The organism is Paracrocinitomix mangrovi (genome assembly GCF_019740355.2).
Lineage (GTDB): Bacteria > Bacteroidota > Bacteroidia > Flavobacteriales_D > Crocinitomicaceae > Paracrocinitomix > Paracrocinitomix mangrovi.
Genome location: NZ_CP091819.1, coordinates 688,046 through 714,530, shown reverse-complemented (window position 1 = coordinate 714,530; position 26,485 = coordinate 688,046). Strand labels below are relative to the sequence as shown.

The window sequence follows — 26,485 nt, the reverse complement described above, 5'->3', positions numbered from 1 at the left end:
TATATATGCGTATTGACTTCTGGTAATTAAATAGTTAGATTGCGATCACAACCTAAAAACTTATGAAGTATTCTATGATCAAATCCAACTATTTTACCTAAAATTCGTTTTAAATATAAACGTACGTTTTTGCCAGCCTTCTTCGATAAAAAACAAGGTTGAGATAGAATTATATTAATTCCTAATTAATTGAAAACCTTTTTGTTACTCATATCATTTATATGCTTGAATTCTTATTCTCAAGATAATCTTGTGGTAAATGGAAGTTTTGAGGACTATACCTCTTGCCCTCAAGAAAATAATTTGTATCAAGGTGAATTTGAAAAATGCGTGGGATGGTGGGGTGCTTATATGACACCAGATTTTATGAATTCATGTTCGTTTAATCCTGCATTGGTTAGTGTACCACAAAATTTTGGAGGATATCAAATACCATATGAAGGCAATGGTTATGTTCATTTTGCTGGTCATTCTTGGCAAAAATCTAATGGAAATTATTCAGAATCTGAATACATTCAAACCAAATTAACTAAACCATTAGAACCTTGTAAAAAATATTCGATATCATTTTATATTTCAGTGGCAAATTGGTCAACCTTTAATACTCAAAATATCAGTGTAGCGTTTTCCAAAGATTCATCTTACTACTGTGATCAAGGATCAAATTGCACCGAAAAACCGTTAGTAGATGAAGTAATAAACTTTAAATTGAATATGGGCGCAGATACATTAAATTGGTACAAGATTGATACAAATTTTACAGTTTCCGATACTTATCAATTTCTAACAATTGGTGACTTTAAGTTAACATTAGAGGATACTGTTTATATCCAAGAAAGTGTTATTCTACCCCAATACGATTATACATTTTTTTACATTGATAGTATTCAGATGACTTTTATTGAGGACGTTAATAACTGTGAAATTGATTATTTAACAGTGCCTAATGTTTTTACCCCTAATAATGATCAAACAAATGAGTATATAGATTTTTCGCAATTTGATAAAGTAATAATATTAAATCGTTGGGGAACAACCATTTTAATTATGGATTCTCAAAGTAATTTTCATTGGCACGGAAAGAATTATAAAGAAGAAGATGTGCCGGATGGGGTTTATTTCTACATGGCATATAGAGGAAATTATCAGCAAGAAGGGAGTATTCAATTGATTAGGTAAATTTTACTTAATCATGATTAAATTTAAATACTATTTAATAGGTTTTGTAGCATTCTTTGCTACAAGTTCTTACTCGCAAGGACCAAATACAGGAGGAGCAAATGGTAATGGTCAATTTTGGAGACTTGGAGGAAATTCTGGAACAGGTCCATTTGGAGCTGGAAATATATTCGGTAATCAATGGGACAGTCCAATTTATACAATTTGTGGTGCAGGAGGTGCATCAAATTTCAGAGTTAAACTGAATGCAAATCAACTACCTGGAACTTTTTATAATGTAGCAGGATATGGAATTGCTAGTGGTATTAACAGGACTGGTTATATGTTGCTTGGACATATGACCGGGTTTTCAAGTGGATTTTTGGAACCAGGGGGGACACCATTAGGCGCATATTCCTTACTTCATTTAAATGGAAGAGACGGAACTTTTGTTCAACAAGGAGGTTATCGTCCTTGGATGAAAACAGGGATAACTTATACAGATAATAATGATTTGTCCTATGTAGGTATAAGGAAAGTTGGTACAGGGACTGATTTAACAGAAACGGTGATTTCTTGGTCAGATAATGCAACACAACCTTTTCCCGGACCGGATGACATGGTGTTTAGATTCACTGCCGGTGGACCTTCAACAGATGGAAACATTGCTACAGCTATTTCTGCAACCAATTTATTAACACCTGCTGATTTAGATGGATTGCATATAGCCAGATTTACAGGAGATGGTTTATTTGGTTTGGGTAATACTTTTGGTACGCAGGGAAATGGAGATCCAAATGTATATGTGCGTCCGCAATCATTGCAGCATTTGAGTTTGAGTAATTATCGAGACGTGTTTACGCAATACACCAATAGAAATGTAGCTATAAATTCAGGAACTGGAGAGGGAACGAATGACGGTTTAAGAGTAGGAATTCTTGGAGAAAACAATGTTCAAAGAAATGGTAATGCTTTGATTTATCAACAAGAAAACAAACATCTATTATTGTCAACAAACGCTTCAACTAACAGTGCATCTGCTCTCAATACAAGAGAAAGAGTCAGGATAACTAATTATGGAGCACCTACTGAGTTGGCTTTTAATCAATATGGTACGCATAATCCGGCTAATATCAATGCCAATTTCACAAGAATGAGTATTAGTCAAAATCCTAACAATCCGGTTACCAGACCAATGAGTTTATTACATATTGGATACAACACAGGTGGTGCGTTTGGATTGACAACTGACGGTTGGAGACCTTGGATGGATATTGGAATGTTTGGAAGCAATGGAACAGACAACTTTTACATGGGGTTAAAAAATGAAGGACCTGATCAATTTGATGCTGTAGTTAGTTGGGGAGATAATCAACCAGCTGGTGCTAACGGACCGGATCATTTGAGATTCATTTTTACTTCTACAACAACAGCATTGCCTCCAGGACAGGGAGATCCTGTTTCTCAATCAGCAAACGGTCTTGAAATTGGTCGTTTTGAACCAACGCAGGATGTAAACAATGACCCTAATAGTGCAAACTTTGGGAAATTTGGTGTTGGAGATTTTGCTACAACAAATCAGCCGGTAACGCACAAGCTTCATGTAAAAGGTAACGCACGTTTAGAGTATGTTCCTGATGAAGCTACAGATTACGTACTAATGGCAAGAATTCTGGATCAGAATAATCCTAATGACATTGACATTAGAAAAGTTCATATTGATAGTTTGCCTACTGCAGTAATTGATACGGCCTTTGTAAACTGTGATTCTACTGAACTTGTATTTGTTCAAAATGGAGATAGTCTTTTTATTGATATGTCTTGTTTTGTTGATTCTGCAAGTGCTTCAGGAATTACACCTTGTTCAGATGTTTCAGGAGCTTCTAATATGACAGAAGATTCTCATATTACATTGAACGATTTTGATTTGTATTTTGAAGATGGCGCAGATTCATTGACACAGTTCACTGGAAATCAAATAGGAATTGGGTACGATTGTGGAGAGAATTTCCCGGGTAAACTAAGCATAGATAATAAGTCAGAGCACGTAGGACTTTATGTGATGAACGACGGTATTACAGACATTGGAAACTGGCCAAATGACTATCAAGCGGGTATTACAAGTATTGTTAGAAACTCTGATATTACTGGAGTTGCCCAAGGTTCATTCTTACCTGCTATTTATGCTCGATCTGAAAATAACCAACCTTTCAATTTAGGATTGTTAATTGAAACTGAAGTTGGAAATGCCAATACAGGAGCAGTTATTAATGCTGGAGCTTCGGGAGTTCCTAGTGCGAATAATACTGGGGTAAGGGTCGCAGCTATTGAAGGTAGTTTTGTAAATGTTGGAGGTTATTTCGGAGCGAGTGGAGCTGCAGGTTCATTCCAATCTACAGGAGGAACTTTCTCTGCTGGAGGTAGTAATACAAATTATGGGATTCAGGCTTCAGCTCCTGTTGGTCCAAATAATTTTTCTGGATTTTTTCAGGGCGCACCGATTTCTGTTGTTGGTATAGTTTATCCATCTGATCAAAATTTAAAAACGAATATCGTTGATTACGATAGTTCTTTAATTGTGATTAACCAGTTAGATCCAAAAACTTTTAATTACACTAACGCTAACTTTCCAGGAATGGTAGTAGAAACGGGGCATCAATATGGGTTGATAGCACAAGAAGTTGAGCAAATATTACCCGCTCTTGTTACTGAAGTTACAAGCCCAGCAGAATATGATACTTTAGGGAATGTAATTGTACCTGCCTATACTTATAAAGGATTGGATTATGAATCTTTTATTCCTATTTTAATTGGAGGAGTTAAAGAACAGCAATCAATCATTGAAGAACAAGATTCTGTAATAAATGTTCAAGACTCTCTAATCAATGATTTAAATGATAGATTGACAAACCTTGAGAATTGCTTGAGTAATATTTTACCATTGCTTTGTCAAATTAACAATAGCATGGTTGAGCAAAATGATACCAAAGCTCAAGAACAAATCAGATCATTAATTGATGTTGAATTGAGTGATAATCAAAGTATCGTATTGGAGCAAAACGTTCCAAATCCGTTTGCGGAGAGAACTGTGATTAATTTCTCAATTCCTGAAACTGTGCAAAAAGCACAAATTCACTTTTATAATGCCGCTGGACAATTAATTGAGTCAGTTGAAATTACAGAAAGAGGATTAGGTAGCTTAAATGTTTACGGTTCAGATTTGAGTAGAGGAATTTATACTTACACTTTAGTAGCAGATGGAAATATCGTAGCGACTAAGAAAATGGAAAAAATGGGATACTAATTCGTCTCAATAATTTCAGAAAAGAGAGGTCAATTCGTTGGCCTCTTTTTTTGTTTTACTTCGTTTCTTGCAAAGCCTCTAATATAATATTACCCGCCTCTTGAATTTGTTCATCACTAATAGATAGAGGAGGAGAGAGCCTGAAACTATATGGGTGTGACAAGAACCAAAATGTCAATAATCCCTTTTCTAAGCAACTTTCAACTACTTGTTGAACTCTGTCTGCAGAAGCCAAATCAATCGCAAATAACATTCCGATTCGGCGAACTGTTTTTACTTCAGGAGATTGCAACAAAATATCTTCTAGCATCTGACCTTTTCTATCTGCATCTGCTATCCAATTCTCTTCTCTTAGAACCTCTAAACAGGCACCTGCAGCTGCGCATATTACAGGATGACCTCCAAAAGTGGTGATATGTCCCAAAATAGGATTGTCACTTAAAACTTTCATTACATCTCTATTGGCAACAAAAGCACCTATTGGCATTCCTCCACCTAAAGCTTTTCCCAATGTCAGTATATCCGGAACAATACCAAAATGTTCAAAGGCGTGCATTTTTCCACTTCTTCCAATCCCGCATTGTATCTCATCAAAAATCAACAAAGCACCAGTTTCATTGCATCTGTTGCGTAAAGCCTGCATGTATTCTTTTGACGGAATTCTAACGCCGGCATCTCCTTGAATGGTTTCCATGATTACACCGGCTGTTTGGCCTGTAATGAGTTCAAGATCTTTTACTTCTCCAAATTCAATGAATTTCACTGCGGGAAGTAATGGCCTAAACGGTGCTTTCTTCGTTTCATTATAAGAAACGCTCATTGAGCCATGTGTATTTCCGTGATATGAGCCTTTGCAAGCAATTAATTCATGTCTTCCTGTATATCGCTTGGCTAACTTTAATGCCGCTTCATTTGCTTCTGTTCCTGAATTTACTGCATAAACACTATTCAAATTTTCAGGTAAAGTAGCAATGAGCTCCTCGGCCATTTTAAGCTGTGAATCTTGAATGAATTCACCATAAACCATTACATGCAAATATTGATCAACCTGATCTTTTATAGCTTTGATGACTTTAGGATGTCTGTGGCCAATGTTGTTTACAGCTACTCCAGAAATCATGTCGGTATATCGCTTTCCGGATTTATCCCAAAAATAGATGCCTTCTGCTCGGTCTACTTCAATAAGAAAAGGAAAGGGACTTGTTTGCCCCAATGAATTAAGAAATTTATCTGCCGCCTGGTGGTGGTCCATGCTGTTTATTCTCTTGATGTTGTCTGATTCTATCCAGCAATTCTCTTTTAAAGCGTTCTTCTGCCATATATACTTTGGCTGCTTTCTTTTTGCCGATTACTTCAGCGAATTTAGCCAAATATTTAATGCGCAAATCGTTTTGTTTTGATTCAATTTCAAAGATCTTCTGCGTCATTTCATAAGCTTCGTCTTCTGTCAATTCATCAAAAGTTCTCATCTTTTTCAAATGCTGACGCTTCTCTTTTTCTAATTTTTCCATCTCAGCATCCATTTCATTGTAAACTGGCCAAAACTTTTCTGCTTCACTTGGAGTCAAATCCAATTCAGTTGAAATAAATGCAATTTTCTGCGCTTTAATTTTTTCTTTTCGCTCTTCTTTTCCCGGAGGTTGTGCAAAAACAGATGTGATTGTAAACACTAACAATAATGTAAATAACTTCTTCATCTTTATAATTCTTCTAAGTATAATTCTTCAATATCTTCATCCAGCAAGTAGTAAACATCATCCTCATTGTATTCTGAAGAGGTAGTTGTTTTTTCAAGCGAGATTTCTTCGTTGTCCAGCAAGTAATTAACAATGTCATCTTCTTCAACAAAAGCCAGGAAATCATCATTCGTTAAAACGATAGTAGAATCAATTTCTGTTGTTTGGTCTTCTGCCAATGTTCCTTCTTCATTGTTATTTGGTAAGATGTAAAACATTACCAGTAAACAAGCAGCCACAGCTGAGACAAATCCAAATATTTTAAGTGTGATTACTTTGGTAGGACTGTCTTCAACTGTTGATGCTTTAGATTCAACATTCACAGTGAAATTCTCAAAGAACCCTTCTGGAATGTCTGGTTTAGCAGTTTTTTTGAAGTCGTTAAGACCTGATTCTTGATCAGCAATCTTAGCCATTAAGTCATCCGAGAATGAATCGAAAAAACCTTCAGGAACATCAGGCTTCTGCCTTTTGTTTAGATTGTTTAATATGTCTTTATTGTCTTCCATTGTTTCTTTGACTTTAAATAATGCAAAAGGTTTAAATTCTCTTGATGTACTCTTCAATTTTCTTTGATGCCAAATGGTAAGATGTTTTCAATGCTCCAACACTCGTTCCTAGCATTTCAGAAATTTCAGTGAATTTAAGTTCGTCAAAATATTTAAGTTCAAAAACTTGTCTTTGTTTTTCAGGTAATTGATCAAGCGCTTTATTCAGAATTGCTTCTATTTCGTCTCCTGATAATTCCTTTCCACCCTCAGTTACTACTTTATTCTCAAATAATGGAGGGTCAATATCTACAGTGGTTCTTTTCTGATTCTTAGTTAAGAAGGTGTGGGTTTCATTAAAAGCGATTCTGTACATCCATGTATATAAATTGGAATCTGCTCTAAAATTTTCTAGTCCGTTCCAAACCTTGATAAATACATTTTGCATTACATCTTCAGTATCCTGATGATTTTTTGTCAAACGTCTTATCTGCCAGTAAATACGCTCCTGGTATTTTTTAACAATAAGCTGAAACCCTGCCTGAGGGTTTGTTTTGAATGCTTCGAGCAGTTCTTGATCCACCATTCGCGGTTTTTCTTCTTCTGAAGCCACTACTCGCAAATGTCCATTATTTTCTTTGGATTGCTCGCATTGCTGCGGCAACGATATCTTGCGTGTTGATGTGATATTTTGAGAGGAGTTCTTCACCTGTTCCACTTTCACCAAACTTATCATTAACAGCTACCATTTCTAACGGACTTGGATGATTTCTTGACAAAGCTTGTGCAACTGTGTCACCTAAACCACCGTTCATCATGTGTTCTTCAGCTGTAACAACACATTTGGTTTTGTTCACTGAAGTTAAGACTGTCTTTTCGTCAAAAGGTTTAATCGTATGTACATTTATTATTTCAGGATTGATTCCTTTTTCTAATAATTGCTTACAAGCTTCAATGGCTTTCCATACCATATGCCCAGTAGCTACGATAGTTACATCTTTTCCTTCATTCAAAATTTGAGCTTTTCCAATTTCGAATTTTTTATTCGGATCTGTAAAATTTGGAACCTTTGGTCTACCAAATCTTAAATATACCGGTCCTTCATGTTCTGCAATTGCAATTGTTGCAGCCTTAGTTTCGTTATAATCACAAGGTGAAATAACGGTAAGGTTAGGAAGCATTTTCATCAACCCTATATCTTCCAAAATTTGATGAGTAGCTCCGTCTTCACCAAGTGTTAAACCTGCATGCGAAGCACAGATTTTCACATTCTTATTTGAATAGGCTATAGATTGTCTAATTTGATCATAAACTCTACCGGTAGAGAAGTTAGCAAACGTTCCTGTAAAAGGAATTTTTCCTCCAATAGTTAATCCAGCTGCAATTCCCATCATGTTTGCTTCTGCAATTCCAACTTGAAAAAATCTATCAGGGTTGTCATTTTGGAAAGCATCCATTTTAAGAGAACCTGTTAAATCTGCACAAAGTGCAACCACATTTGGGTTTGTTTTTCCTAGTTCTTGTAATCCTGCTCCAAATCCTGAGCGAGTATCTTTATAATCCTGGATTTCAAAGGTTTTTCTCATAATAAATTAGACTTATAGGGTAACGACGGTATTTGCTCCGGCGCGAATTGTAAACTTTTTAATTGATGTATAATCCGTAGATACGGCTTCTTCAGGTCGATATACTATTCTATAACTACCAGGCTGTAAATAAAATTTTCCTTGCATTTTTTTAGGATCAATATCACACACCCATTCTGCCACATCAGTTCCATCCTTTTCTAAAAATATTTGTCCTACAATAGGTTTGTATGATTTGTATTCAAAAATACCAGAACCTTCTATGTCAATATATGTGAATAGGCTTTGGTTAATTTTAACATTGTTTCTATAAATGCGAGGCAAGGTTAAAATCTCTATGTCATATTCACCTACTAAATATTTTTGCTCCTGATCTAGGTCCTGAACATTTAAGGTGACAGGTTGACCTTTTTGCATTACTCGTACATCAACGTTAAACTTTTTAGATGCCCCTTTAATTCTAACTTTTAAAATTCCTTGTGGACAATCAGCAGGAAGAACGTTGTGGATTCCTCTTTTTAATTCCAAATTTTTAACTACAACTTGAGGTAGCGTATTTACTACCATATCATATTTCATGTCAGGGTCAATCACTACAATCGTATCAGGATTCTTTTTATAGTTCATGGTATGCATGAACGTGTATTTCAATTCTTTTGTACCGGCCTTGTAAAGAAAAACAGTGGTGTTGGTCTCTGTAGGTTTTTTATTGATATCATTTAGATTTATTTGAGCTGTTGTATTATTCAAAGCGTCATTGATTACAGATTTCATCACTTTTCTAAACGATTCTACTGTTGATGCTTCATAAAATCTACCAATACAATCAAACTCATTTAAGTATTTTAAATCAATTCCTAATCCAACAACAAAAGGGGTAACATTGATTTCTTTTTCTTTAAGTTTTCTAGCAACTTCACAGGGGAACTGATCACATGCCTCTAATCCATCAGTAATAAGAATAATTACGTTACGTGCATTTTTATCAGGAAAATCTCCTGCAGAAGCCTCTAAAGATCTGGCAATAGGTGTTGTTCCTTTTGGTTCAACAGTATTGACAAAACCCTTGATGGCTGCATAGTTATTTGTGCCAAATTCTACTTCTAGTTTGGTGTCATCACAATCTTGAAAAGTAGGAGTAATAGGGGATTGGTGTCCATAAACTCTTAGGGCTAGTTCAAGATTAGGCGTACCTTCTAAATCATCAAGTGCTTCTGCTAAAATGACCCTGGCTAATTCTATTTTAGTTGATCCTTCCCATTTACCGTTCATTGAATTGGAAGCGTCAAAAATGAATAGAATTCTAGTCAGCTGTTGCTGAGAGTGGCTGTTGAACTGAAAGCCCAACAATAAAATTAATATGAATAAAAATCTACTCAATTTAATAATCACCTAAAGTTTCCTCTAACTGAGAAAGTGCATTTTCTGCTTGTTCTTCAGAAGGAGGAGAACCATGCCATTTATGTGTGTGCATCATAAAGTCAACCCCTTGTCCCATTACGGTTTCCATAATGATTACAATTGGTTTTCCGTTACCGCACATAGATTTAGCTTTATTTAAAGTATCTAATATCGCATTGTGGTCATGTCCATCCATTTTGAGAACTTCCCAGCCAAATGCTTGCCATTTTTGTGCCAAATCTCCCATTGGTAATACATCATCTATATCACCATCAATTTGTTTATGGTTGTAATCAACCGTAGCAATTAGATTATCAACTTTGTTTCCTGCAGCATACATAGCAGCTTCCCAAATTTGGCCTTCTTGTAATTCACCATCACCGTGTAATGTAAACACAAGCTTATCATCACCATTTAATTTTTTGGCTAAAGCAGCACCAATTCCAACTGAAAGACCTTGACCTAAAGATCCGGTTGCAATTCTAACTCCCGGTAAACCTTTGTCTGGAGAAGGATGACCTTGTAAACGGCTGTTCAATTTTCTGAAAGTTCCTAATTCAGCTTTGTCAAAATATCCTCTATGCGCCAGTGTGCTATATAATACAGGTGAAATGTGTCCATTTGACAAAAAGAATAAATCTTCACCAATTCCATCCATTGTGAAATTGTCAGGATTTATATTTAATACTTCAAAAAATAGTACTGAAAAAAAATCGGCACAACCCAAAGAACCTCCGGGATGACCTGATTGTACTGCAGTTACCATTCTAATAATGTCTCTTCTGATTTGAGAACTGATTTCAGTTGTTGTTGCTACTGCCATAATTAGCTGTTGATTTAAACGCCAAAATTAAATTTATTTGAAAACAGGGCCAGCAAAAGCTGTAATAATTTACCACCAAAGTTATACACAACTAGGATTTATATTAACGGTATCCGCTAAAACTGAAAAAAAAATCACATTTTTGTAAGGAGTACGTGCAACTTTAATTTTAATGGGTGCGTCTCACTTTTGACAATTCCATCATCTATTAAAATATTATGAAGAAATTATTTTTATCAGTTTTTGTGGTTTTGGGAGCATCTTTAGGAGCTGTAGCTCAAGAAACTCCGAACAAACCAGAGAGAATTAAGTTATATCCTTCTTCTCATTCAACAAATAATGAGTTGACACCTCAAGAAGAAATTATTAAATGTGAACAACATTTAGAAGCTTTAGATCAAAAAGAGGCGGCTATCAAATCAAATCCTGAAGAATTGAAGATTGCACAGGAAAATGGTTGGTTTGAAAATGCTGAGAAGACTAGAAAAGAACTGAAGGCTAGAATTGAAGAATTGAAAAAAACTAAATAAGACCTCATCCATGAATAATTTAAAGAAATTTTTGTTTTCGACTTTATTGGTTGGTGCTTCTGTAAGCTCAATAGCCCAGGGAAATGTTGCCTGCGTAGATATGGAGCCAATTTGTACAGATGCCGGACTAAACTTTACTGCTAACGCAGGTGGTGGAAACGTGTTAACAACTCAACCCGGTAATAATTATGGATGTTTAGGTTATTCACCTAATCCAACTTGGTATTACTTGGAAATTTCACAATCAGGTGCAATTAATATGAATCTTTGGGCACCTCAGGATATTGACTTTATCATTTGGGGACCATTTACGGATTTAGCAACTGCACAAGGACAATGTGGAAATTTAGGAAATGGTGGAGCTGGTCAAAGTGTAATTGATTGTAGTTATTCTTCCACAAATAATGAGTTTCCTGATATACCAAATGCCGTTGTTGGTGAAGTATATGTAATGCTAATTACAAATTACGCTAACTCTGTACAGGATTTAACTTTAACTCAAGTAGGTGGTACCGGAGCTACAGATTGTAGTATTGTACAACCTGACCCATGTGTGTCTGATCCCGGAACTTTTGTTATTCAAGAAGATCCAGTTGGAGCGCCTCCTTTGGTGTTGGCAACTTCACCATTGTATTTATGTGAAGGTGATGCTTTTTTGATTACATCTAATGGTGATTACATTTTACCAAATGATACAATTGCGCAACCAGTGGGTGATGGAATTTACTCTGCTCAATTGATGTGGTTAGTGTATGATGGAGTTCCAACTTCTGGAGATCCAAGTGCAGATCCTAACTTCTTGAATTTTATCATTCCAATGGAAGACTTATCAGATGTTAATGATGCTGCTTCTCCTATTATACAAAACTTTGGTTGCGGAACTTATTATTTTGTTCCGGTTGCCGGAGATGACGGAATTGGTGGAAATAATAATGCTGCCAATGGTGTCAATGATAATGGAGGATTAGATTGGGATAAAAACAACAATGGTTGTTATTTATTAGGTGATGCCATAGAGGTAACTTATGCATGTGCCATCACAACTACTTCATCTGTTAACTGTAACCCTCCTAGCTTAATAAACGGAATAGATATCGATATTACAGGAGGTGCAGGAAACTACACAGTAGTGAATCTTGGAGCAGGAAATCTTGCTTCTACAAGTGTTACAAATGGAGGAACTGCAACAGTAGCAAATCTAGGTAACAACGATAACTGGTCTATCCAATTAACAGATACAGAAGGATGTTTAGCAACAGCATCAGGAGTGTTTAGTGCTCCGGTAATTACTAACATTACTTTAACGCCTGCACCGGACTGTCCGGTTTCAGGAACTGGACAAGTTGATGTAACTGTAAATGGAACATCAGGTCAAGGAGCGCCTTATACGATTGTTATGGCAAGTGATCCTCCAATTGTAGGAACAACTGGTAACTATGTAGATGTTGCCGGAACCATTGTTCCAATTGTTGTTTCAGATCAAGACGGTTGTATTTCAGATTCAACTGTAACAATCCCTTCTGCAGGTCACTTCATCAATGTTCAAATTCAATCTGTTCAAGGTGAATTCTGTTACGGAGATGGTGATGGAGCTGCTTCAATTTCAGCTACAGCTGTTCCTGCTGGTTCAAGTACAATTACTTCAATTGAATGGACAGACCCTAATGGTCAGGTATCAGGAAATACTGCCGCATCACATACTACTGAAAGTGGAATGTTACCAGGTGTATGGACAGTTTGTGTAACTGATGATTTAGGATGTGAAGTTTGTATTCCAATTGAAATTACAGCTCCTCAAGAGTTAGATATCTTTGTTGAAAATTCAAATGAACCGGTATGTTACGGTTTCTCAGATGGATCAATTGATGTAGGAGTGAGTGGTGGAACTCAACCGCTTTCATTCTCATGGTCTCATAATACTTCTTTAACAGGTGATGTTGCTAATACAATTCCTGCTGGAACATATTGGGCTTATGTAACGGATGATAACGGTTGTATGGATTCAATTGAAGTAATCATGGGGCAACCAGATTCATTACATGGTTATTTTACAATCAAAGATGTTCTTTGTTATGGTGACTCTACTGGAGGAATTATTGTGGATAGTGTTGCAGGAAACTTTGGTAACGTAACGTATAACTGGAATATGCAAGGTCAAGTGCCAAATCCACCTAATAACTTTAATACTGCAGGTAATTTACCAGCAGGAACATATGTTATTACTTTGCTAGATGATAATGGTTGTAACAATGAGTATGAATTTACTTTAACTCAAAACCCACCTATTACTTTGGCAGAATTTGGTTCAGAGCCTGCTTATTGTAGACTTTTTAATTATCAATCTGGTAATGGTGTTGTTTATGTTTCTGCAACCGGAGGTGTAGCAGATTACACATACTTGTGGACAAATTTGGGTACGGGTCAAACTTCTTCTAATACAACATGGGGAGGATTGAATCCTGGTCAATATTCAATTGTAGTTACAGATGATGTTGGATGTACGTTATACCAAACTATTCAATTAGACTCAGTAAATCCAATTGCAGATTTCACTGTAATTTCATCTCAATTGGATGGAAACTTGGAAGGAACTGCTCCAGTTGAGGTACAGTTTGAAAATCAGTCTTTGTATTTTGCAAATCCTAACAATCCAAACTCTGATACAACATTCTTCTGGAATTTAAATCATAACAATGTGCCTTGGTACATCACACATGATTACTTTGAAGTAATGGATACAATTTATACAGGTGAAAATGTATTTGAAGTTTGTTTAGTAGCTATCAATAAAAATGGATGTACTGATACTTCATGTGTGGATATTATAGTTCACGAACAACCTGATATTTTACCTCCAAACGTATTTACTCCAGGTGGTGATGGTGACAATGATGTATTTACATTCTTTTTAAACTCTCAAGGTGTTGATGAATTCAGTGCTGTGATAGTTGATAGATGGGGTAAAACAATGTTCGAGTTCAATAGCATTACAGATGCTTGGAATGGAGACAATAAAAACGGAAAACCGTGTACTGAGGGAGTTTATTTCTACACTTATGAAATAGTCTACACTAATGGTACAACAGGAGCCGGACAGGGAACTGTCACACTGATACGACAATAATTAGTTTATATAATTTAAAAAGGGGTTGAATTTTCAACCCCTTTTTTTGTTTCTTTCAACTATCTTTGCGCCCTAAACTTAAGAATAAATGGCATTGAAATGTGGTATTGTTGGTCTTCCTAATGTTGGTAAATCAACTCTTTTTAATTGTTTGTCTAATGCTAAGGCACAATCTGCAAACTTTCCTTTTTGCACCATTGAACCTAATGTGGGTGTTATTACAGTTCCGGATAACAGGTTATCTGAATTGGAGAATATTGTACATCCAGAAAGAGTAGTGCCAACTACTATAGAGATTGTAGATATTGCCGGATTGGTAAAAGGAGCTCACAAAGGTGAAGGCTTGGGTAATCAATTTTTAGCCAACATTAGAGAGGTAGATGCCATTATTCACGTTTTGCGTTGTTTTGATGATGATAATATTGTTCACGTTGACGGTTCAGTAGATCCGGTAAGAGATAAAGAAGTAATTGATTACGAATTACAGCTTAAAGATTTAGAGACGGTTGAAAACAAAATCAATTCTCTAAAAAGAGCAGTAAAATCGGGAGATAAAGAATTGGTAAAGCAATATGATTTTTGCGAAAAGTTGAAATCTGCTTTAGAAGCTGGTCAACCGGCAAGAACGGTTGTTCCTGAAACAGATCCTGAAATTGAGGTGATGAAGAATATGCACCTTTTAACAGCAAAGCCTGTTTTGTATCTGTGTAATGTGGATGAATCATCTGTTAAAACTGGAAACGCTTATACTAAGTTAATTGAACCTATTGCGGAAGCTGAAGGAGCTGAAATGTTGATAATAGGAACAAAGATTGAAGCAGATATTGCAGAGTTTGAAACTTACGAAGAACGTGCTTTGTTTCTTGAAGAATTAGGTTTAGAGGAAGCTGGTGTAAACAGATTAATTAGAGCTGCGTATAAGTTATTGAATCTTCAAACGTATTTCACCGCAGGTGTAAAAGAAGTTAGAGCATGGACAGTTCCTATTGGTGCTACAGCTCCTCAAGCTGCAGGTGTAATTCACTCTGATTTTGAAAAAGGCTTTATTAGAGCTGAGGTAATGAAATTTAGTGATTTCATCAGCTTAGGTTCAGAGAACGCAGTGAAAGAAGCCGGAAAATTAAAAGTTGAAGGTAAAGCTTACGTTGTTGAGGATGGAGACATCATGCACTTTAGACACAACGTTTAACCTTTCATCATTGTTTTAATTCGTTCTTGGAGGAATCTATTCCACATTTCCTAACATAGTGAAGAAATGCAAATTTGATTTGTACTTTAGTTCTGTATGGAAAGAAAAGCTCTTTTTTATTGGATAGCGCAGATTATTGGTTGGAGTGCATACTTCATTTTTTCAATGATTCTGCTATTTAATACGGATGAGTTTATAGCAACCACCAATCTTTACATTTACATTTCATCATCCATTGCGGTTTCTATTCTGATTTCACATTCAATCAGGTATTTTATAATTAGGTACAATATGGTGGCCAAATCACTTTTTGTGATTATCCTTTGGACACTGGTAATGTCTTTGTTGGCGGCTATTTTATTAGAATTATTTCAATATTATATTACAGAGGTGATAGAAGTAGATTTTGTTAATGACGTTGCAGTGAGTGATGATCAAAGTTTTGATTGGGCCAACTTTACTTTTGCTGTTTTTAGATCAATTCTACTATTCTTACTGTGGACAGGATTTTATCTTTCATTCATTTTTATTGAGAAATCCAGAAATCAGGAAATTCAAAGATTAAAATTGGATGCCTCTGCCAATGAAATTGAATTGAAAAATTTAAGAGCCCAATTAAATCCTCATTTTTTGTTTAATTCATTGAATTCAATTCGTGCACTTGTTGGCTTAGATCCAGAACAAGCAAAAGTGGCCATAACGAGATTATCAAGCCTGCTTCGCAACTCAATTAATTTAGGAAAACATTCAATTGTTAAGCTGGAAGATGAATTAGAATTGGTTAAGAATTATTTGGAGCTTGAGAAAATTCGTTTTGAAGAGCGTTTAAAAATAGATTACAAGATTGATGAAAACTGTATGTCTTGTGAAGTACCGCCATTAATGTTGCAAACAATTATTGAAAACTCAATTAAGCATGGGATTTCTAAATCAATAGACGGCGGTGAAATAACTGTTGTAGGAAAGTGTACAGACAATTCACTTGTGCTTACAGTATCTAACCCTGGTACATTGAATGATAATTTGGCAGAAAATGGTGTTGGAGTGGCTAACACAAAAAAAAGACTAGAGATATTATATGGCGAGAATGGATCATTCAACATTGAAGAAAGAGATGGAATGGTGTACGCTACGATAAAAATTGACTATAGATGAAAACGATAATAGTAGATGATGAACGTTTAGCAAGAGAAGAATTAAAAGGTCTTTTGTCTGAATATGAAGATATTGAAGTGATAGGTGAGTATAAGAATGCTATTGAAGCCAAAGAAGCCATTGAACGCGATCAGCCGGATTTGGTTTTTATGGATATTCAAATGCCGGGTGAAACAGGACTTCAGTTATTGGAGAAGATGCAAAATCCTCCAAGAACCATCTTCGTTACAGCATATGATGAATATGCAATAAAAGCTTTTGAGCTAAATGCCTATGATTATCTAATGAAACCGATTGACCCCGAGAGATTATCTGAGGTTCATAGCAGGTTAATGGAAGAAAACAGATTGCCTGAGTCTGTTGAAAATGCCTCTGTTTTAAAAGAGGGTGATAAAGTTCTAATCAAGGATGGAGACAAAGTTTGGTTTATAAACGTAAATGATATCCGTTATTTTGAATCCGAAGGAAATTACGTGAAAGTTAAGTTTGATAGCTTTCGACCTTTAATCTTAAGATCTTTGAATAGTCTGGAAGAAAGAATGGATGAGAGATTGTTTTTCCGTGCAAACAGAAAATTCCTAGTGAATTTAAATCACATTGTAAATGTTGAAAGTTGGTTCAATGGTGGCTTACAAATTGAGCTGAGTTGCGGAACCAAAATCGAAATTTCAAGAAGACAGACAATAAAATTCAAAGACCGTTTTAGCCTTTAATTAGTCTATTCTTCTGATATCTCCTGCGTAATAATTGTAGGTAAGACTGTAGTTGTCTAAAACACTTTCATTGATGATGGTAAAAGTATCTGTATTGTCATCAAACAATTCCATTTTGTAAGTAGAACCAACTTTTAGGTAATCTGCACCTAATCCTGCAGGACATACAACGATAATCGCAATATTTTGAGCAGTGTAAGCATTGTCTGAAATCATTTGTACCTCAAATTCAAAAACAGCTGCAATTTTATCTGTATCACAAGTTGTAATGTTAGAAGGACTTGCAATCAATTTTCCAGTAAACATGTATCTGTTTCCTTGATTTTGAGAAAATGATAATGAACTGATTACTAAAAGTGATAGTGTTAAAATGAAATTTTTCATTGTTTAATTATTTATTGGTAAAATGATTTTACTGTCATTATAAACTTTGTGGACAGACGATTTAAAGTCTTCTTTCGTTGCTTCAAAAATATTGTCTTTCCAATTTTGTGGATTCATGTCAAATAATGGAAACATGCTACTTTGCACCTGTATCATAATTCGGTGACCTTTTTTAAAGGTATGAAACACCTCTAATAAAGGTACTTGAATAGAAGTTTTTTCACCTGCAACCAAACGCTCAGGAGTAACAAATCCATTTCTAAATCTTGCTCTAATGTAACCAAGTCGAATCAATCTTTGATACCCACTGTAATCTACATCTTCTAAATCATGTTCTTTATTACTTCTTACATCCGGATAAACATCTATTAATTTAACGTACACATCTGCATCTTCCATACTAGAAGCAAAGTTTATCAATGCCTTCACTTCGCCATTAACTGTCAAGTCCTCTTCTAATACATCAGATGTAAACGATAAAACATCTTTACGGTTCGCTAAGAATCTTTGATCAGCTGTCATGTATGACTTGGGTGCCATTCGGTAAAAATTATCTTCTTCTAAAAACGGAACAGGATTCAATGGGTCTGAAACAAATTCTTTGAATCCTTCTTGATGCGTCAATTCAGAACTTAAGCTCCCATCATTTGACAAAAAGTAGGTGATTTCTTCGTTTGAAGTAGGAGGAAATTCTTCAAATTCTTTCCAAACTAATATTCCCGTATCAAATAATCTCACACTAAAATTCGGAGCTTCTCCTTTTCCTTTTAAGTGATACTCCCAATAATCAAATTCAATTCCTTCTTGAAAGTTCTTTGAAATATCTGTCCCAAAACAAATATCTCCTAAGCAATACAATGAATCTCTGTTCTTATTGTGTCCATGTGACCAGGGACCTACCACCAGCTGCGCGTCAGGATTAGATTCTACGAGCGATTTGTAGGAATTAAGTATTCCAAATAAATTTTGTTCATCATGCCAACCACCTACTATCATAATTTGAGGCGACATGGGTTCTTTAATGTAATTCAACCAATTTCTTTTGTCTTGATATTCATCATAATTAGGATGAGCCTTAATTTCCTTCCAAAAAAAGTTGTCACCCATAATGTCTTCAAAATTGGTAAGCGCAAGTCTTTCCCTAAAAAACTCGTAATATGGAACTGATTCTCCTTCTTCAACCTGATCTAAACCATAAATTGAATCTTTCATATCATACCAGCTTTCTGTGGTAGGTTCATCTTTATAGGTTCCAAACGCATTCATCACTGGGATATAATTCATCCCGCACAATCCATATCTGTAAAAATCTTCATAAAAAAAGTTGGTAACTGGAGCCATTGCCATTACGGCTTTTAGGTTTGGATGATTAGTTCTGGCTCCAATCAAGGTGGTCCATCCAGGATACGAATTCCCATATTGTCCAATATTTCCATTGAAGTTTTCAAGATTTTCTACCAACCAATCATAAGTGTCATAGCTATCTGTCAACTCATCTGTTGCTGTTGAATCCCAAAGGGAATAGGGTGGTTTTACATTTTCAAATACACCTTCACTGTTCCATCTTCCTCTTACATCCTGCACAACAAAAATATATCCGGATTCAACTAGTTTAGGATTGTGAGAGATCTTTTCCGGCATTGTATCTGCGCCATAGGGATTACAGCTATAAGGAGTTCTTTTAATGATCACGGGATAATCTTGATCTTTATCTTTTGGCGAATAGATGGTCGTGAATAATTTGGCTCCATCTCTCATTTCAATGTAAACTTCTTTCTTTGAATAGTCCTCTTTTGTAAATGTTTTATAAGAGGAATTCTCAGATTCACTACTACATGAATTGCCTATAAATACTAGGATTGTCCATAATGGAGCAAGAAATAGTAGCCTTAAATTTTTCATAGGAAACAAATCTACTCAAAAGCAATCAGATTGCCTTGCCTAATTTATACCTAAATTTGCAGCCCTAAATAATTTACATTTAAGTTGAAAAGAGGAGATATCATAGAAGTAGAAATTACCGATTACGCCTTTGGTGGTAAAGGAATTGCTAAACAACAAACTGAACAAGGTCAGTATGTGATTTTTGTTGAAAATACCTATCCGGGTCAAGTAGTTGAGGCCAGAATCGCCAAAAAGCGCAAAAAACATGCTGAATGTAAATTGTTGAGAGTAATCAAAGATTCTCCAATTGCGGTAGATTTAGGATATCAACCAATTTCCGGTGCTCCGTATATCAAATTACCGGTGGATGTTCAGCATAAATTAAAGCAAGAATCCACACTTCAGCAATACAAGAGAATTGGAGATATTCAAGACGTTGAAGACAAATTTGAATCATATATTGCTTCACCAGCTGATTTTAATTATCGTAATAAAATGGAGTATTCTTTCTCTAGTATTCGTCAGGATTTAGAGAGTGGAGAAGAAGTAGATGATGCTTTTGCTTTAGGATTTAAGACAAGAGGAACCTGGTGGAAAGTGGAAAATCTGGATAAGGAAAGTGGATTATTTGACAAAGATTTTGAGAATAAACTGCACGAGATACGAGAATTTCTGGCCACTACAAATTTACCTGCCTGGCACCCTCCTCAGAAAAAGGGATTTTTTAGGCATCTGGTAGTAAGAAAATCATTTGATCAGGACCAATTGTTGATCAATCTAGTGACCTCTTCACAAGGGTTAAAAAAGTTTGACAGAAAAGCATTTGCAGACTTTATGCAAAACCTTTTAGGAAAGAGACTGGCAGGTTTACAGCATACCATCAATGATGATGTTTCAGACAGAGCAAAGATTGAAAATGGTAATAATGAATTGCTATTTGGTGAAACTGTTGTATTAGAGAAATTGTTGGGGTTGAACTTTGAGATTAGTATGGAGAGCTTTTTTCAAACCAATCCTAAAAGTGCAGAAAGACTTTATGCTAAAGCCATTGAGTACGCGCAGGAGAATTTTGATTTAAGTAATCAATACTTGATGGATTTGTTTTGTGGTACCGGAACAATAGGTCAAATTATGGCCTCTAAAATAGAAGGAGTTAAAGTTGTTGGAGTGGATATAGTACCTGAAGCAATAGAAGATGCTAAACGAAATGCTAAGCGTAATAAAATTGGAAATCTGGATTTTTATGCGGCTGATGTAGGAAAGTTTTTGAATGAATATCCAAATTTCACAGGAAAGATTCACACTATTATTTTGGATCCTCCGAGAGCGGGGATTGCTCCCAAAACACTAAAGAAAGTAATGGCTATAGGTGCTAAGCAAATAGTGTACATTTCATGTAATCCGGCAACACAAGCAAGAGATGCAAAAGAAATGGATATGGAAGGTTATAAGTTAAAAAAACTGTCCTTAGTTGATCAATTTCCTCACACTTCTCACATTGAAGCTGTAGCGCTTTTTATCAAGGAATAATTACTTACTCACCATTTCTATTTTAGTGATAGTTTGTCTCGCTATATGATAGGTGATAGTGTAAGCCGGTTTTTTAAATTTCATTATCGCTGGCCAGGATATTCCGTCATAAACCAGCATTTGATTTTGAATATCTTCCAGTGACATACCAACTCTTAATCCATTTGGGAGAATTACTTTATTACTGACTATTGTAGCTTCAATCATCTTTGGCTGCTCATCAAAATTAAAGACGAATTTACTTCCTTCTTTATCAACGATTTGTTTATATGTGTATTTGTCTCCACCTGCAGTTATTTTAGTGGTTTCTTCTTCTTTAAAACCGTTATCATCTTTATAGTGTTCGTTCATCCATCCCCAAATATCCTGAATTGTGAATGGTTTATTAAATAAAGTGTCTCGTTCGTCCATTGAAAAATTCATTTCACCCAAATTATTGCATCCTTCACAACTGTCCAAATATGCTTCATATTGTTCTTCCTTATCATAGACAGGGATGTTTTTACCTACAAATAGTTCTTTAATTTTCTTTATTTGATATTCAGCTTTTTGAATATTCAACTTACCATGAGGATGTCTGATTTGGCTGCTTATATCTCTACTGCTCCAAAAATCAATTTTCTCACATTCAAGGCATACTGAAAAAGCGGCTACTGGTTCATTCTTTTCATTGTAATAGATAATTCCATGACGCGGGATGTAGCATCCAGAAAGTCCCTGAATTAATTCATCAACTCCTCTGGCCAAAACAGCATGTAATTCCTTTAAAAACGTATCGTCCAGTACATATCCTTCACCAATTTTAGATTTAGCATATGCACCATCTTTAACCAAATAATAGTCAATTTTGGCAGGCTCTTTAAATGGAATGTTAAACAGATGTAGTTTCGCGTGGTGATAAGGTACGTTAGGCCATCTAAATCCACCGGCTAATGCAGTGAAGGATGAAAGGATGACAGCTACTATTATTAATTTTTTCATTTTGAAAGTAAGAAGATAACTAAATTAGTAAATATCAAAATGTGAACCAAAATGGAAAAGGATTTCTGGGAAGATAAATGGGCAAATGGAAATACAGGCTGGGATATTGGCTATATAAGTACACCCATTAAGGAATATGTTGATCAAATTGCAAACAAAGAAATTAGAATTCTAATTCCCGGAGCAGGAAATGCATACGAAGCTGAGTACCTACACCATCAAGGATTCAGCAATGTAACTGTCATTGATATATCAGAAGGTGCAGTAAATTCTTTTATGGAGCGTTATCCTGATTTTCCTAGAAATCATGTCTTACACAAGGACTTTTTTGAGCATAGTGGTGAGTATGATTTAATTATTGAACAAACATTTTTCTGTGCCATTCATCCTGAGATGCGAAATATGTATTGTAAAAAGATGGATGAACTTTTGCATAGAGAAGGTAAATTGGTTGGTTTGTTATTTGATTTTCCACTTGTAGATGGTCCACCTTTTGGGGGATGCAAAGATGAATATGTTGACAGGTTCACAAATCATTTTTCATCCATTAAAATTGAGCCTTGTCGTAATTCTATTGAGCCAAGAAAAGGAAGAGAGTTTTGGGTAGAAATAGCTAAATAATAGTAAGTTGCAATTTTATTACTAGGTAGAATATGTTCATTTAGCTGAATTCTAAGTTCATTCAACGAAAGATTTAAGTTATGTATGCATAATTGTTTGTATCTTAAAGGTACGACCATAACAGACTTTAAAATGAACGAATTCAAACTTAACGCTACTGATAACACACCGCACATTGAGGGTAGCAAAATTGATGGGATCATATCTATCCGGGGAATATGTAAGCCAGAAGATAGTGTGACATTTTTCAGACCATTTTTAAATTGGTTATCCATTTTTAAAATGGTTGAGCTCAAACATATCAGATTATATGTTGATTTAAAATACGTAAACACCAGTTCAGGAATGATACTTTTTAAAACCTTGTCTGGTTTAAAAAGTCATTTTTCAGATAGACTTTTTGAAGTTTATTGGGAATATGATCAGGATGATGAGGACATGAGGTTAGTAGGAGAGGACTTTAAATACATGTTGGGAGACATTATCAAGGTCAAAGTAAAACGTAAAGCTTTGTAAAATCACCATTTACTGAAAGGATTTTTAGCCAAATTAACGTTGAGATATTTCGGATCCTCGGTGACTTCTATTCCTAGCCAAGAAGGTTTACTGTAGTTTTCAGATTCATTGGACAATTCAATTTCTGCAACAAATAAACCTTTGTTAGCTCCTAAAAATTCATCTACTTCCCAGCAATTATCATTGATAGTTACTATATATCTGATTTTTTCAATGAGATTCTCTCCAAAGTCATTGATTAGTTCTTGAGCCTCTGTTTTCGGAATTTCATATTCAAATTCTTTTCTTGTAGCGCCCATGGTTTTGCCCTTTATGGTCAAAAAACCTTGTTCTCCATAAATTCTTACACGTACTGATTTTTCAACTGTTGAAAAGATAAAAGCCTGTTGTATATGTATTGATTGATCAGGAGTGACTTTACTCCATTCTTCTTGATTGATCAGATATTTGTGTTCAATTTCTAAAGGCATATTATTTTGTTTTGAAATGTAATCCAAGGAATCGGTAAAATTCTATCATTGGAATAATTTCACTAGTTCTTTCGTAAAAGTATCGAATATCATATTCTGTTTTAATGACAATTTTGTCATCCTTTTGATAGGTATATAAATTAGGCTCAAAACTTGTTTGTTTCGCAATATCAGAAAGCTTTAGAAAGGATGATTCCTGTTTAATTTTGCTTTTTAAAATATGATCGTCAGTTTTAATTTTGAACCGATTCTTTTTTTGTAGAAATAAATTTAGAAAGTGATTTACACATGCAATTTCTAATTTGTAATGATTAATACTACTTAGAAAGGTAGTTACTTCTGCCGACCAACTTAATCCTAAACTATATTTGATGAAAAATTTTTGTTCATCATTTTGATACACAATTAAAACAACGGGGTTTGGTTGGTTGATTTCTGTTAGTAAATTGTCTTTTTGATCGTTAATAGTGAGCTCAGCATTGAGCTGATTGGCTATTTTTTGCAACTTATCAAGCAAATCTTGTAAAGGGATAATATCGTCTAGGTAGGACTTCAAAAAATGATGTTGAATTCTCCCAATTTCGGAAAAAATCAAGAATTAATCAGCATAGTACTGATAGTATCTGGCTAGCGCCCACAGTGGAAATACGTTTCTATATGACGTATAGGTTTCCATGCAGTTTCCATTGAATACTCCAGAGATACCTTCTTGAGGAAAGTCTCCATTTTCCCATTGACGAGACATCAAGAATTCAACTCCTTTTTCAATGGCTTGCTTGTCAGGATATTTTGCCTTCATTAATCCCAATAATGCCCAGCCAGTATTAATGATCTGACCATCTTCATGTTGAATATAGCAATGGTTTACACAGCTCTCAAAAGATTCACCCCAACTTCCGTCTTCGTTTTGCTTGCTCATTAAAAACTCACAAGCATCTTTAATTTCTTTTGAAGGATTTCCGTTTTCATATCCTTCTAATCCACCACATAATAGCCCTTCAATCCCGAACCAGGTTCCATAAGTAAAGCAAACTCCCCAGCAACCGTACCATGATCCGTCTTCACTTTGTTTCTTTTTTATAAACTCAGTTCCTTTGGCTAAGGCTTTTTGAATATCAGCTTTTCTATAGTCATGATTCTGAGAAAACTCCTTTAATCCTTGCATGGTAGCAGAAGAACACTCGGTATAAGTAACTTCAACCATGATGTTTTCAAATAGCATGGCAGGATTTAATACTTCAATCCATTGAGGAGCACGTTTCTTTTCATATGAAGCCCAACCACCGTCGTCATTTTGCATAAAAAGCAACCAATCTATCGCAGGTTTTAGTCTGTTTTCATCTATAACATTAGCCTTGTTTACATGAGGCTTGTTATTATAGAGTAGGGCAGTCTTCATTCCTTCAGAGGTACAATCTGTTACAGCCCAGGCGTGATCAATAGTTGAAAATGGCCAACATCCTAATGTAACATCTCTCCAGTATTTTTTGTGGTCTTTAGGATCTCTATCAATTTGGGTGATATCAATAAAATGGTAGATTTTCTCAGCCATTTCAGGGAAATCATCTTCCATATTGGCTTCAAGTAAAGCCTGTCCGGCAAATGAAGTATCCCATAACTGAGAACCATTGTATCCTCCCATTTTAGCTCCATCTTCTGCAATCCACAAATAATCCTGCCAACGATAAACGTGTTGTTTGAATTCTTCAGAATCCTTACCGTGCATGTGCCAAACACAAATTGAATTGATGGCTTGATTCACCGGTCCAATATTGATATATCTTGTATGAATGTCTTCGTGATCTATATAATCGCGAACATATTTCAATGATTTTCTTCTAAGTCCTTTTAGATGGATTTTTTCATAACCGTTGGTAATCTTGCTTAAGCGCTTGTACCATTTGTTTACGGGATGAAAAATGTCTTTTTCGCAAGCCTGTTTTCTAGCCTTTTTCCAATTGATTTTATCGTAGTCCTCAGTATAAATTTCAGTTCTGATTTCTCTGATCAAATCATTTTCTTCCATTTTTACTTTGTTACCATAGCAATAAGACATTGGTAAAAAGATCATCCTATCATGGCACCAGTACTTTCCTGGATGAAAAGGAACCCATTTAGGAAACTTCCACATTTCAGGAAGCAGGGCATCATTTCCTTTCCATTCGTAAACATTTAAAACTGATAAATAGAATTTACCCCACATTGGAACATTTACGGCACCACCATTATCTAAAATCCATTTTTGCGCTCTCTGCATATCAGGATTACTCAAATCTTCGCCTAACAATCGCAGTGTTATGTACTGCATGATTGTTCCAAACATGATTGATTCTCCTTCAATGTGTAATCCCCATCCACCATCTTCATTTTGATGGTTCCACAAATTTCGCTTCATTAAAACCTGCATAGGCTTTTCAAAAGGTGAATCTGTGATATAAGAAGCGATAATTAAACCAGGAATTAGAAAAAGAGGCCCGCCATAATCTCCTGCCCAGTTACCATCAGGCTCTTGCAGTGTTTCGTAATATGAAAATCCGTTTAACAAAGATGTTCTTACTCTTTCTTTAAGAGAAGCATTTTCATCTATATCAATTAATTTATGAGGATCAACTTCTTCAGCTCTTAACCAACGTAATACTTGATCTGCACTGTTAGGATTAACAGATTTATCAAATATGTAGGCTTCATCAAAGTGTTTAAGAAAATCTTTTGCTTCAGCTTTATCCCAGTCTGCTTCAGATTTTACAATATCCTTAAGTTCAGTAGGTAGATCAAAGTACCATCTTTGCTGTCCATTTTTAGTCTCAAATTTCCAGCAATTCCAGAAATAGGTTTTGTCCTTTTCAGCAAAGTTGATTTTAGTTTGGGTAGTTTGATCTGCTGAACTCATAA

At 35.3% G+C, this 26,485-nt stretch carries 23 protein-coding genes; 10 read left to right on the top strand and 13 right to left on the bottom strand.

Annotation, left to right across the window (positions count from 1 at the left end; translation table 11 throughout):
- The first annotated feature begins 189 nt into the window (after positions 1-189).
- Both K6119_RS03130 and K6119_RS03125 read left to right on the top strand, forming a co-directional pair.
- Positions 190-1,179 (top strand): T9SS type B sorting domain-containing protein, encoded by a 990-nt coding sequence (locus K6119_RS03130; RefSeq protein WP_221833780.1) that lies wholly within the window; start codon positions 190-192, stop codon positions 1,177-1,179.
- A 13-nt stretch (positions 1,180-1,192) separates the two neighbouring features.
- Positions 1,193-4,462: a tail fiber domain-containing protein gene (locus tag K6119_RS03125; RefSeq protein WP_221833781.1), complete on the top strand. Its 3,270-nt coding sequence runs from the start codon at positions 1,193-1,195 to the stop codon at positions 4,460-4,462.
- Between the two features lie 55 nt (positions 4,463-4,517).
- Here K6119_RS03125 and K6119_RS03120 read toward each other — a convergent pair whose 3' ends face one another.
- From K6119_RS03120 to K6119_RS03090, 7 genes are read right to left on the bottom strand one after another with little or no spacing between them, the layout of a single operon-like run.
- Positions 4,518-5,714, bottom strand: coding sequence for an aspartate aminotransferase family protein (locus K6119_RS03120; RefSeq protein WP_221833782.1), 1,197 nt, complete (start codon positions 5,712-5,714; stop codon positions 4,518-4,520).
- Positions 5,689-6,159, bottom strand: coding sequence for a hypothetical protein (locus K6119_RS03115; protein WP_221833783.1), 471 nt, complete (start codon positions 6,157-6,159; stop codon positions 5,689-5,691). Before K6119_RS03115 ends, K6119_RS03120 begins: the two co-directional genes overlap by 26 nt.
- Before the next feature lie 2 nt (positions 6,160-6,161).
- On the bottom strand, positions 6,162-6,764 hold the full coding sequence (locus K6119_RS03110) for a hypothetical protein (RefSeq protein ID WP_221833784.1): 603 nt from the start codon (positions 6,762-6,764) through the stop codon (positions 6,162-6,164).
- The gene (locus tag K6119_RS03105) at positions 6,739-7,299 is read right to left on the bottom strand and encodes an RNA polymerase sigma factor (protein ID WP_237828082.1); all 561 of its coding nucleotides are present in this window, start codon (positions 7,297-7,299) and stop codon (positions 6,739-6,741) included. The genes K6119_RS03110 and K6119_RS03105 overlap by 26 nt, the downstream gene beginning before the upstream one ends.
- Before the next feature lie 16 nt (positions 7,300-7,315).
- The gene (locus K6119_RS03100; RefSeq protein WP_221833785.1) at positions 7,316-8,272 is read right to left on the bottom strand and encodes a transketolase family protein; all 957 of its coding nucleotides are present in this window, start codon (positions 8,270-8,272) and stop codon (positions 7,316-7,318) included.
- A 12-nt stretch (positions 8,273-8,284) separates the two neighbouring features.
- Positions 8,285-9,664 carry a vWA domain-containing protein gene (locus K6119_RS03095; RefSeq protein ID WP_255714813.1) on the bottom strand — a complete coding sequence of 460 codons (1,380 nt, stop codon included), beginning with the start codon at positions 9,662-9,664 and terminating at the stop codon, positions 8,285-8,287.
- Positions 9,654-10,496: a transketolase gene (locus tag K6119_RS03090; protein ID WP_221833787.1), complete on the bottom strand. Its 843-nt coding sequence runs from the start codon at positions 10,494-10,496 to the stop codon at positions 9,654-9,656. The genes K6119_RS03095 and K6119_RS03090 overlap by 11 nt, the downstream gene beginning before the upstream one ends.
- 218 nt (positions 10,497-10,714) lie before the next feature.
- Between K6119_RS03090 and K6119_RS03085 the strand changes: the two genes are divergently transcribed.
- The 5 genes from K6119_RS03085 to K6119_RS03065 all read left to right on the top strand — a co-directional run bounded on the left by K6119_RS03085 (position 10,715) and on the right by K6119_RS03065 (position 17,207).
- Positions 10,715-11,026, top strand: coding sequence for a hypothetical protein (locus tag K6119_RS03085; RefSeq protein WP_221833789.1), 312 nt, complete (start codon positions 10,715-10,717; stop codon positions 11,024-11,026).
- A 10-nt stretch (positions 11,027-11,036) separates the two neighbouring features.
- Positions 11,037-14,150, top strand: coding sequence for a T9SS type B sorting domain-containing protein (locus tag K6119_RS03080; RefSeq protein WP_221833791.1), 3,114 nt, complete (start codon positions 11,037-11,039; stop codon positions 14,148-14,150).
- Between the two features lie 94 nt (positions 14,151-14,244).
- A complete protein-coding gene (gene ychF / locus K6119_RS03075) occupies positions 14,245-15,339 on the top strand; it encodes a redox-regulated ATPase YchF (RefSeq protein WP_221835265.1) in 1,095 nt (364 codons plus the stop codon).
- Positions 15,340-15,435: 96 nt separating this feature from the next.
- Positions 15,436-16,494 carry a sensor histidine kinase gene (locus K6119_RS03070; protein WP_221833792.1) on the top strand — a complete coding sequence of 353 codons (1,059 nt, stop codon included), beginning with the start codon at positions 15,436-15,438 and terminating at the stop codon, positions 16,492-16,494.
- Positions 16,491-17,207: a LytR/AlgR family response regulator transcription factor gene (locus tag K6119_RS03065; RefSeq protein WP_221833793.1), complete on the top strand. Its 717-nt coding sequence runs from the start codon at positions 16,491-16,493 to the stop codon at positions 17,205-17,207. The genes K6119_RS03070 and K6119_RS03065 overlap by 4 nt, the downstream gene beginning before the upstream one ends.
- On the opposite strand, the gene K6119_RS03060 is transcribed toward K6119_RS03065, so the two are convergent.
- A complete protein-coding gene (locus tag K6119_RS03060) occupies positions 17,208-17,591 on the bottom strand; it encodes a hypothetical protein (RefSeq protein WP_221833794.1) in 384 nt (127 codons plus the stop codon).
- Between the two features lie 3 nt (positions 17,592-17,594).
- Positions 17,595-19,493, bottom strand: a complete 1,899-nt coding sequence (locus tag K6119_RS03055) for a CocE/NonD family hydrolase (protein ID WP_221833795.1) — start codon at positions 19,491-19,493, stop codon at positions 17,595-17,597.
- A gap of 84 nt (positions 19,494-19,577) precedes the next feature.
- Here K6119_RS03055 and rlmD point away from each other — a divergent pair, with 84 nt between their 5' ends.
- Positions 19,578-21,005 carry a 23S rRNA (uracil(1939)-C(5))-methyltransferase RlmD gene (rlmD, locus tag K6119_RS03050; protein ID WP_221833796.1) on the top strand — a complete coding sequence of 476 codons (1,428 nt, stop codon included), beginning with the start codon at positions 19,578-19,580 and terminating at the stop codon, positions 21,003-21,005.
- On the opposite strand, the gene K6119_RS03045 is transcribed toward rlmD, so the two are convergent.
- Entirely contained in the window at positions 21,006-21,986 is a 981-nt protein-coding gene (locus tag K6119_RS03045) for a hypothetical protein (RefSeq protein WP_221833797.1), read from the bottom strand.
- Between the two features lie 51 nt (positions 21,987-22,037).
- On the opposite strand from K6119_RS03045, the gene K6119_RS03040 reads away from it, so the two are divergent.
- Entirely contained in the window at positions 22,038-22,607 is a 570-nt protein-coding gene (locus K6119_RS03040; RefSeq protein ID WP_221833799.1) for a methyltransferase domain-containing protein, read from the top strand.
- Positions 22,608-22,739: 132 nt separating this feature from the next.
- A complete protein-coding gene (locus K6119_RS03035) occupies positions 22,740-23,123 on the top strand; it encodes a SiaC family regulatory phosphoprotein (RefSeq protein ID WP_221833800.1) in 384 nt (127 codons plus the stop codon).
- 2 nt (positions 23,124-23,125) lie between these two features.
- Here K6119_RS03035 and K6119_RS03030 read toward each other — a convergent pair whose 3' ends face one another.
- From K6119_RS03030 to K6119_RS03020, 3 genes are read right to left on the bottom strand one after another with little or no spacing between them, the layout of a single operon-like run.
- Positions 23,126-23,593: a CYTH domain-containing protein gene (locus tag K6119_RS03030; protein WP_221833801.1), complete on the bottom strand. Its 468-nt coding sequence runs from the start codon at positions 23,591-23,593 to the stop codon at positions 23,126-23,128.
- A 1-nt stretch (position 23,594) separates the two neighbouring features.
- A complete protein-coding gene (locus K6119_RS03025) occupies positions 23,595-24,188 on the bottom strand; it encodes a hypothetical protein (protein ID WP_221833802.1) in 594 nt (197 codons plus the stop codon).
- Positions 24,189-24,191: 3 nt separating this feature from the next.
- A complete protein-coding gene (locus K6119_RS03020; protein ID WP_221833803.1) occupies positions 24,192-26,483 on the bottom strand; it encodes a terpene cyclase/mutase family protein in 2,292 nt (763 codons plus the stop codon).
- Between the last annotated feature and the right edge of the window lie 2 nt (positions 26,484-26,485).

What these genes read in the sequence shown, in the direction of transcription:
- K6119_RS03125 (WP_221833781.1), top strand. Translation starts at nt 1,193, where the DNA reads ATGATTAAATTTAAATACTATTTAATAGGTTTTGTAGCATTCTTTGCT.
- K6119_RS03120 (WP_221833782.1), bottom strand. Translation starts at nt 5,714, where the DNA reads ATGGACCACCACCAGGCGGCAGATAAATTTCTTAATTCATTGGGGCAA.
- K6119_RS03115 (WP_221833783.1), bottom strand. Translation starts at nt 6,159, where the DNA reads ATGAAGAAGTTATTTACATTATTGTTAGTGTTTACAATCACATCTGTT.
- K6119_RS03100 (WP_221833785.1), bottom strand. Translation starts at nt 8,272, where the DNA reads ATGAGAAAAACCTTTGAAATCCAGGATTATAAAGATACTCGCTCAGGA.
- K6119_RS03090 (WP_221833787.1), bottom strand. Translation starts at nt 10,496, where the DNA reads ATGGCAGTAGCAACAACAACTGAAATCAGTTCTCAAATCAGAAGAGAC.
- K6119_RS03085 (WP_221833789.1), top strand. Translation starts at nt 10,715, where the DNA reads ATGAAGAAATTATTTTTATCAGTTTTTGTGGTTTTGGGAGCATCTTTA.
- K6119_RS03080 (WP_221833791.1), top strand. Translation starts at nt 11,037, where the DNA reads ATGAATAATTTAAAGAAATTTTTGTTTTCGACTTTATTGGTTGGTGCT.
- K6119_RS03070 (WP_221833792.1), top strand. Translation starts at nt 15,436, where the DNA reads ATGGAAAGAAAAGCTCTTTTTTATTGGATAGCGCAGATTATTGGTTGG.
- K6119_RS03065 (WP_221833793.1), top strand. Translation starts at nt 16,491, where the DNA reads ATGAAAACGATAATAGTAGATGATGAACGTTTAGCAAGAGAAGAATTA.
- K6119_RS03060 (WP_221833794.1), bottom strand. Translation starts at nt 17,591, where the DNA reads ATGAAAAATTTCATTTTAACACTATCACTTTTAGTAATCAGTTCATTA.
- K6119_RS03055 (WP_221833795.1), bottom strand. Translation starts at nt 19,493, where the DNA reads ATGAAAAATTTAAGGCTACTATTTCTTGCTCCATTATGGACAATCCTA.
- K6119_RS03045 (WP_221833797.1), bottom strand. Translation starts at nt 21,986, where the DNA reads ATGAAAAAATTAATAATAGTAGCTGTCATCCTTTCATCCTTCACTGCA.
- K6119_RS03040 (WP_221833799.1), top strand. Translation starts at nt 22,038, where the DNA reads ATGGAAAAGGATTTCTGGGAAGATAAATGGGCAAATGGAAATACAGGC.
- K6119_RS03035 (WP_221833800.1), top strand. Translation starts at nt 22,740, where the DNA reads ATGAACGAATTCAAACTTAACGCTACTGATAACACACCGCACATTGAG.
- K6119_RS03030 (WP_221833801.1), bottom strand. Translation starts at nt 23,593, where the DNA reads ATGCCTTTAGAAATTGAACACAAATATCTGATCAATCAAGAAGAATGG.
- K6119_RS03020 (WP_221833803.1), bottom strand. Translation starts at nt 26,483, where the DNA reads ATGAGTTCAGCAGATCAAACTACCCAAACTAAAATCAACTTTGCTGAA.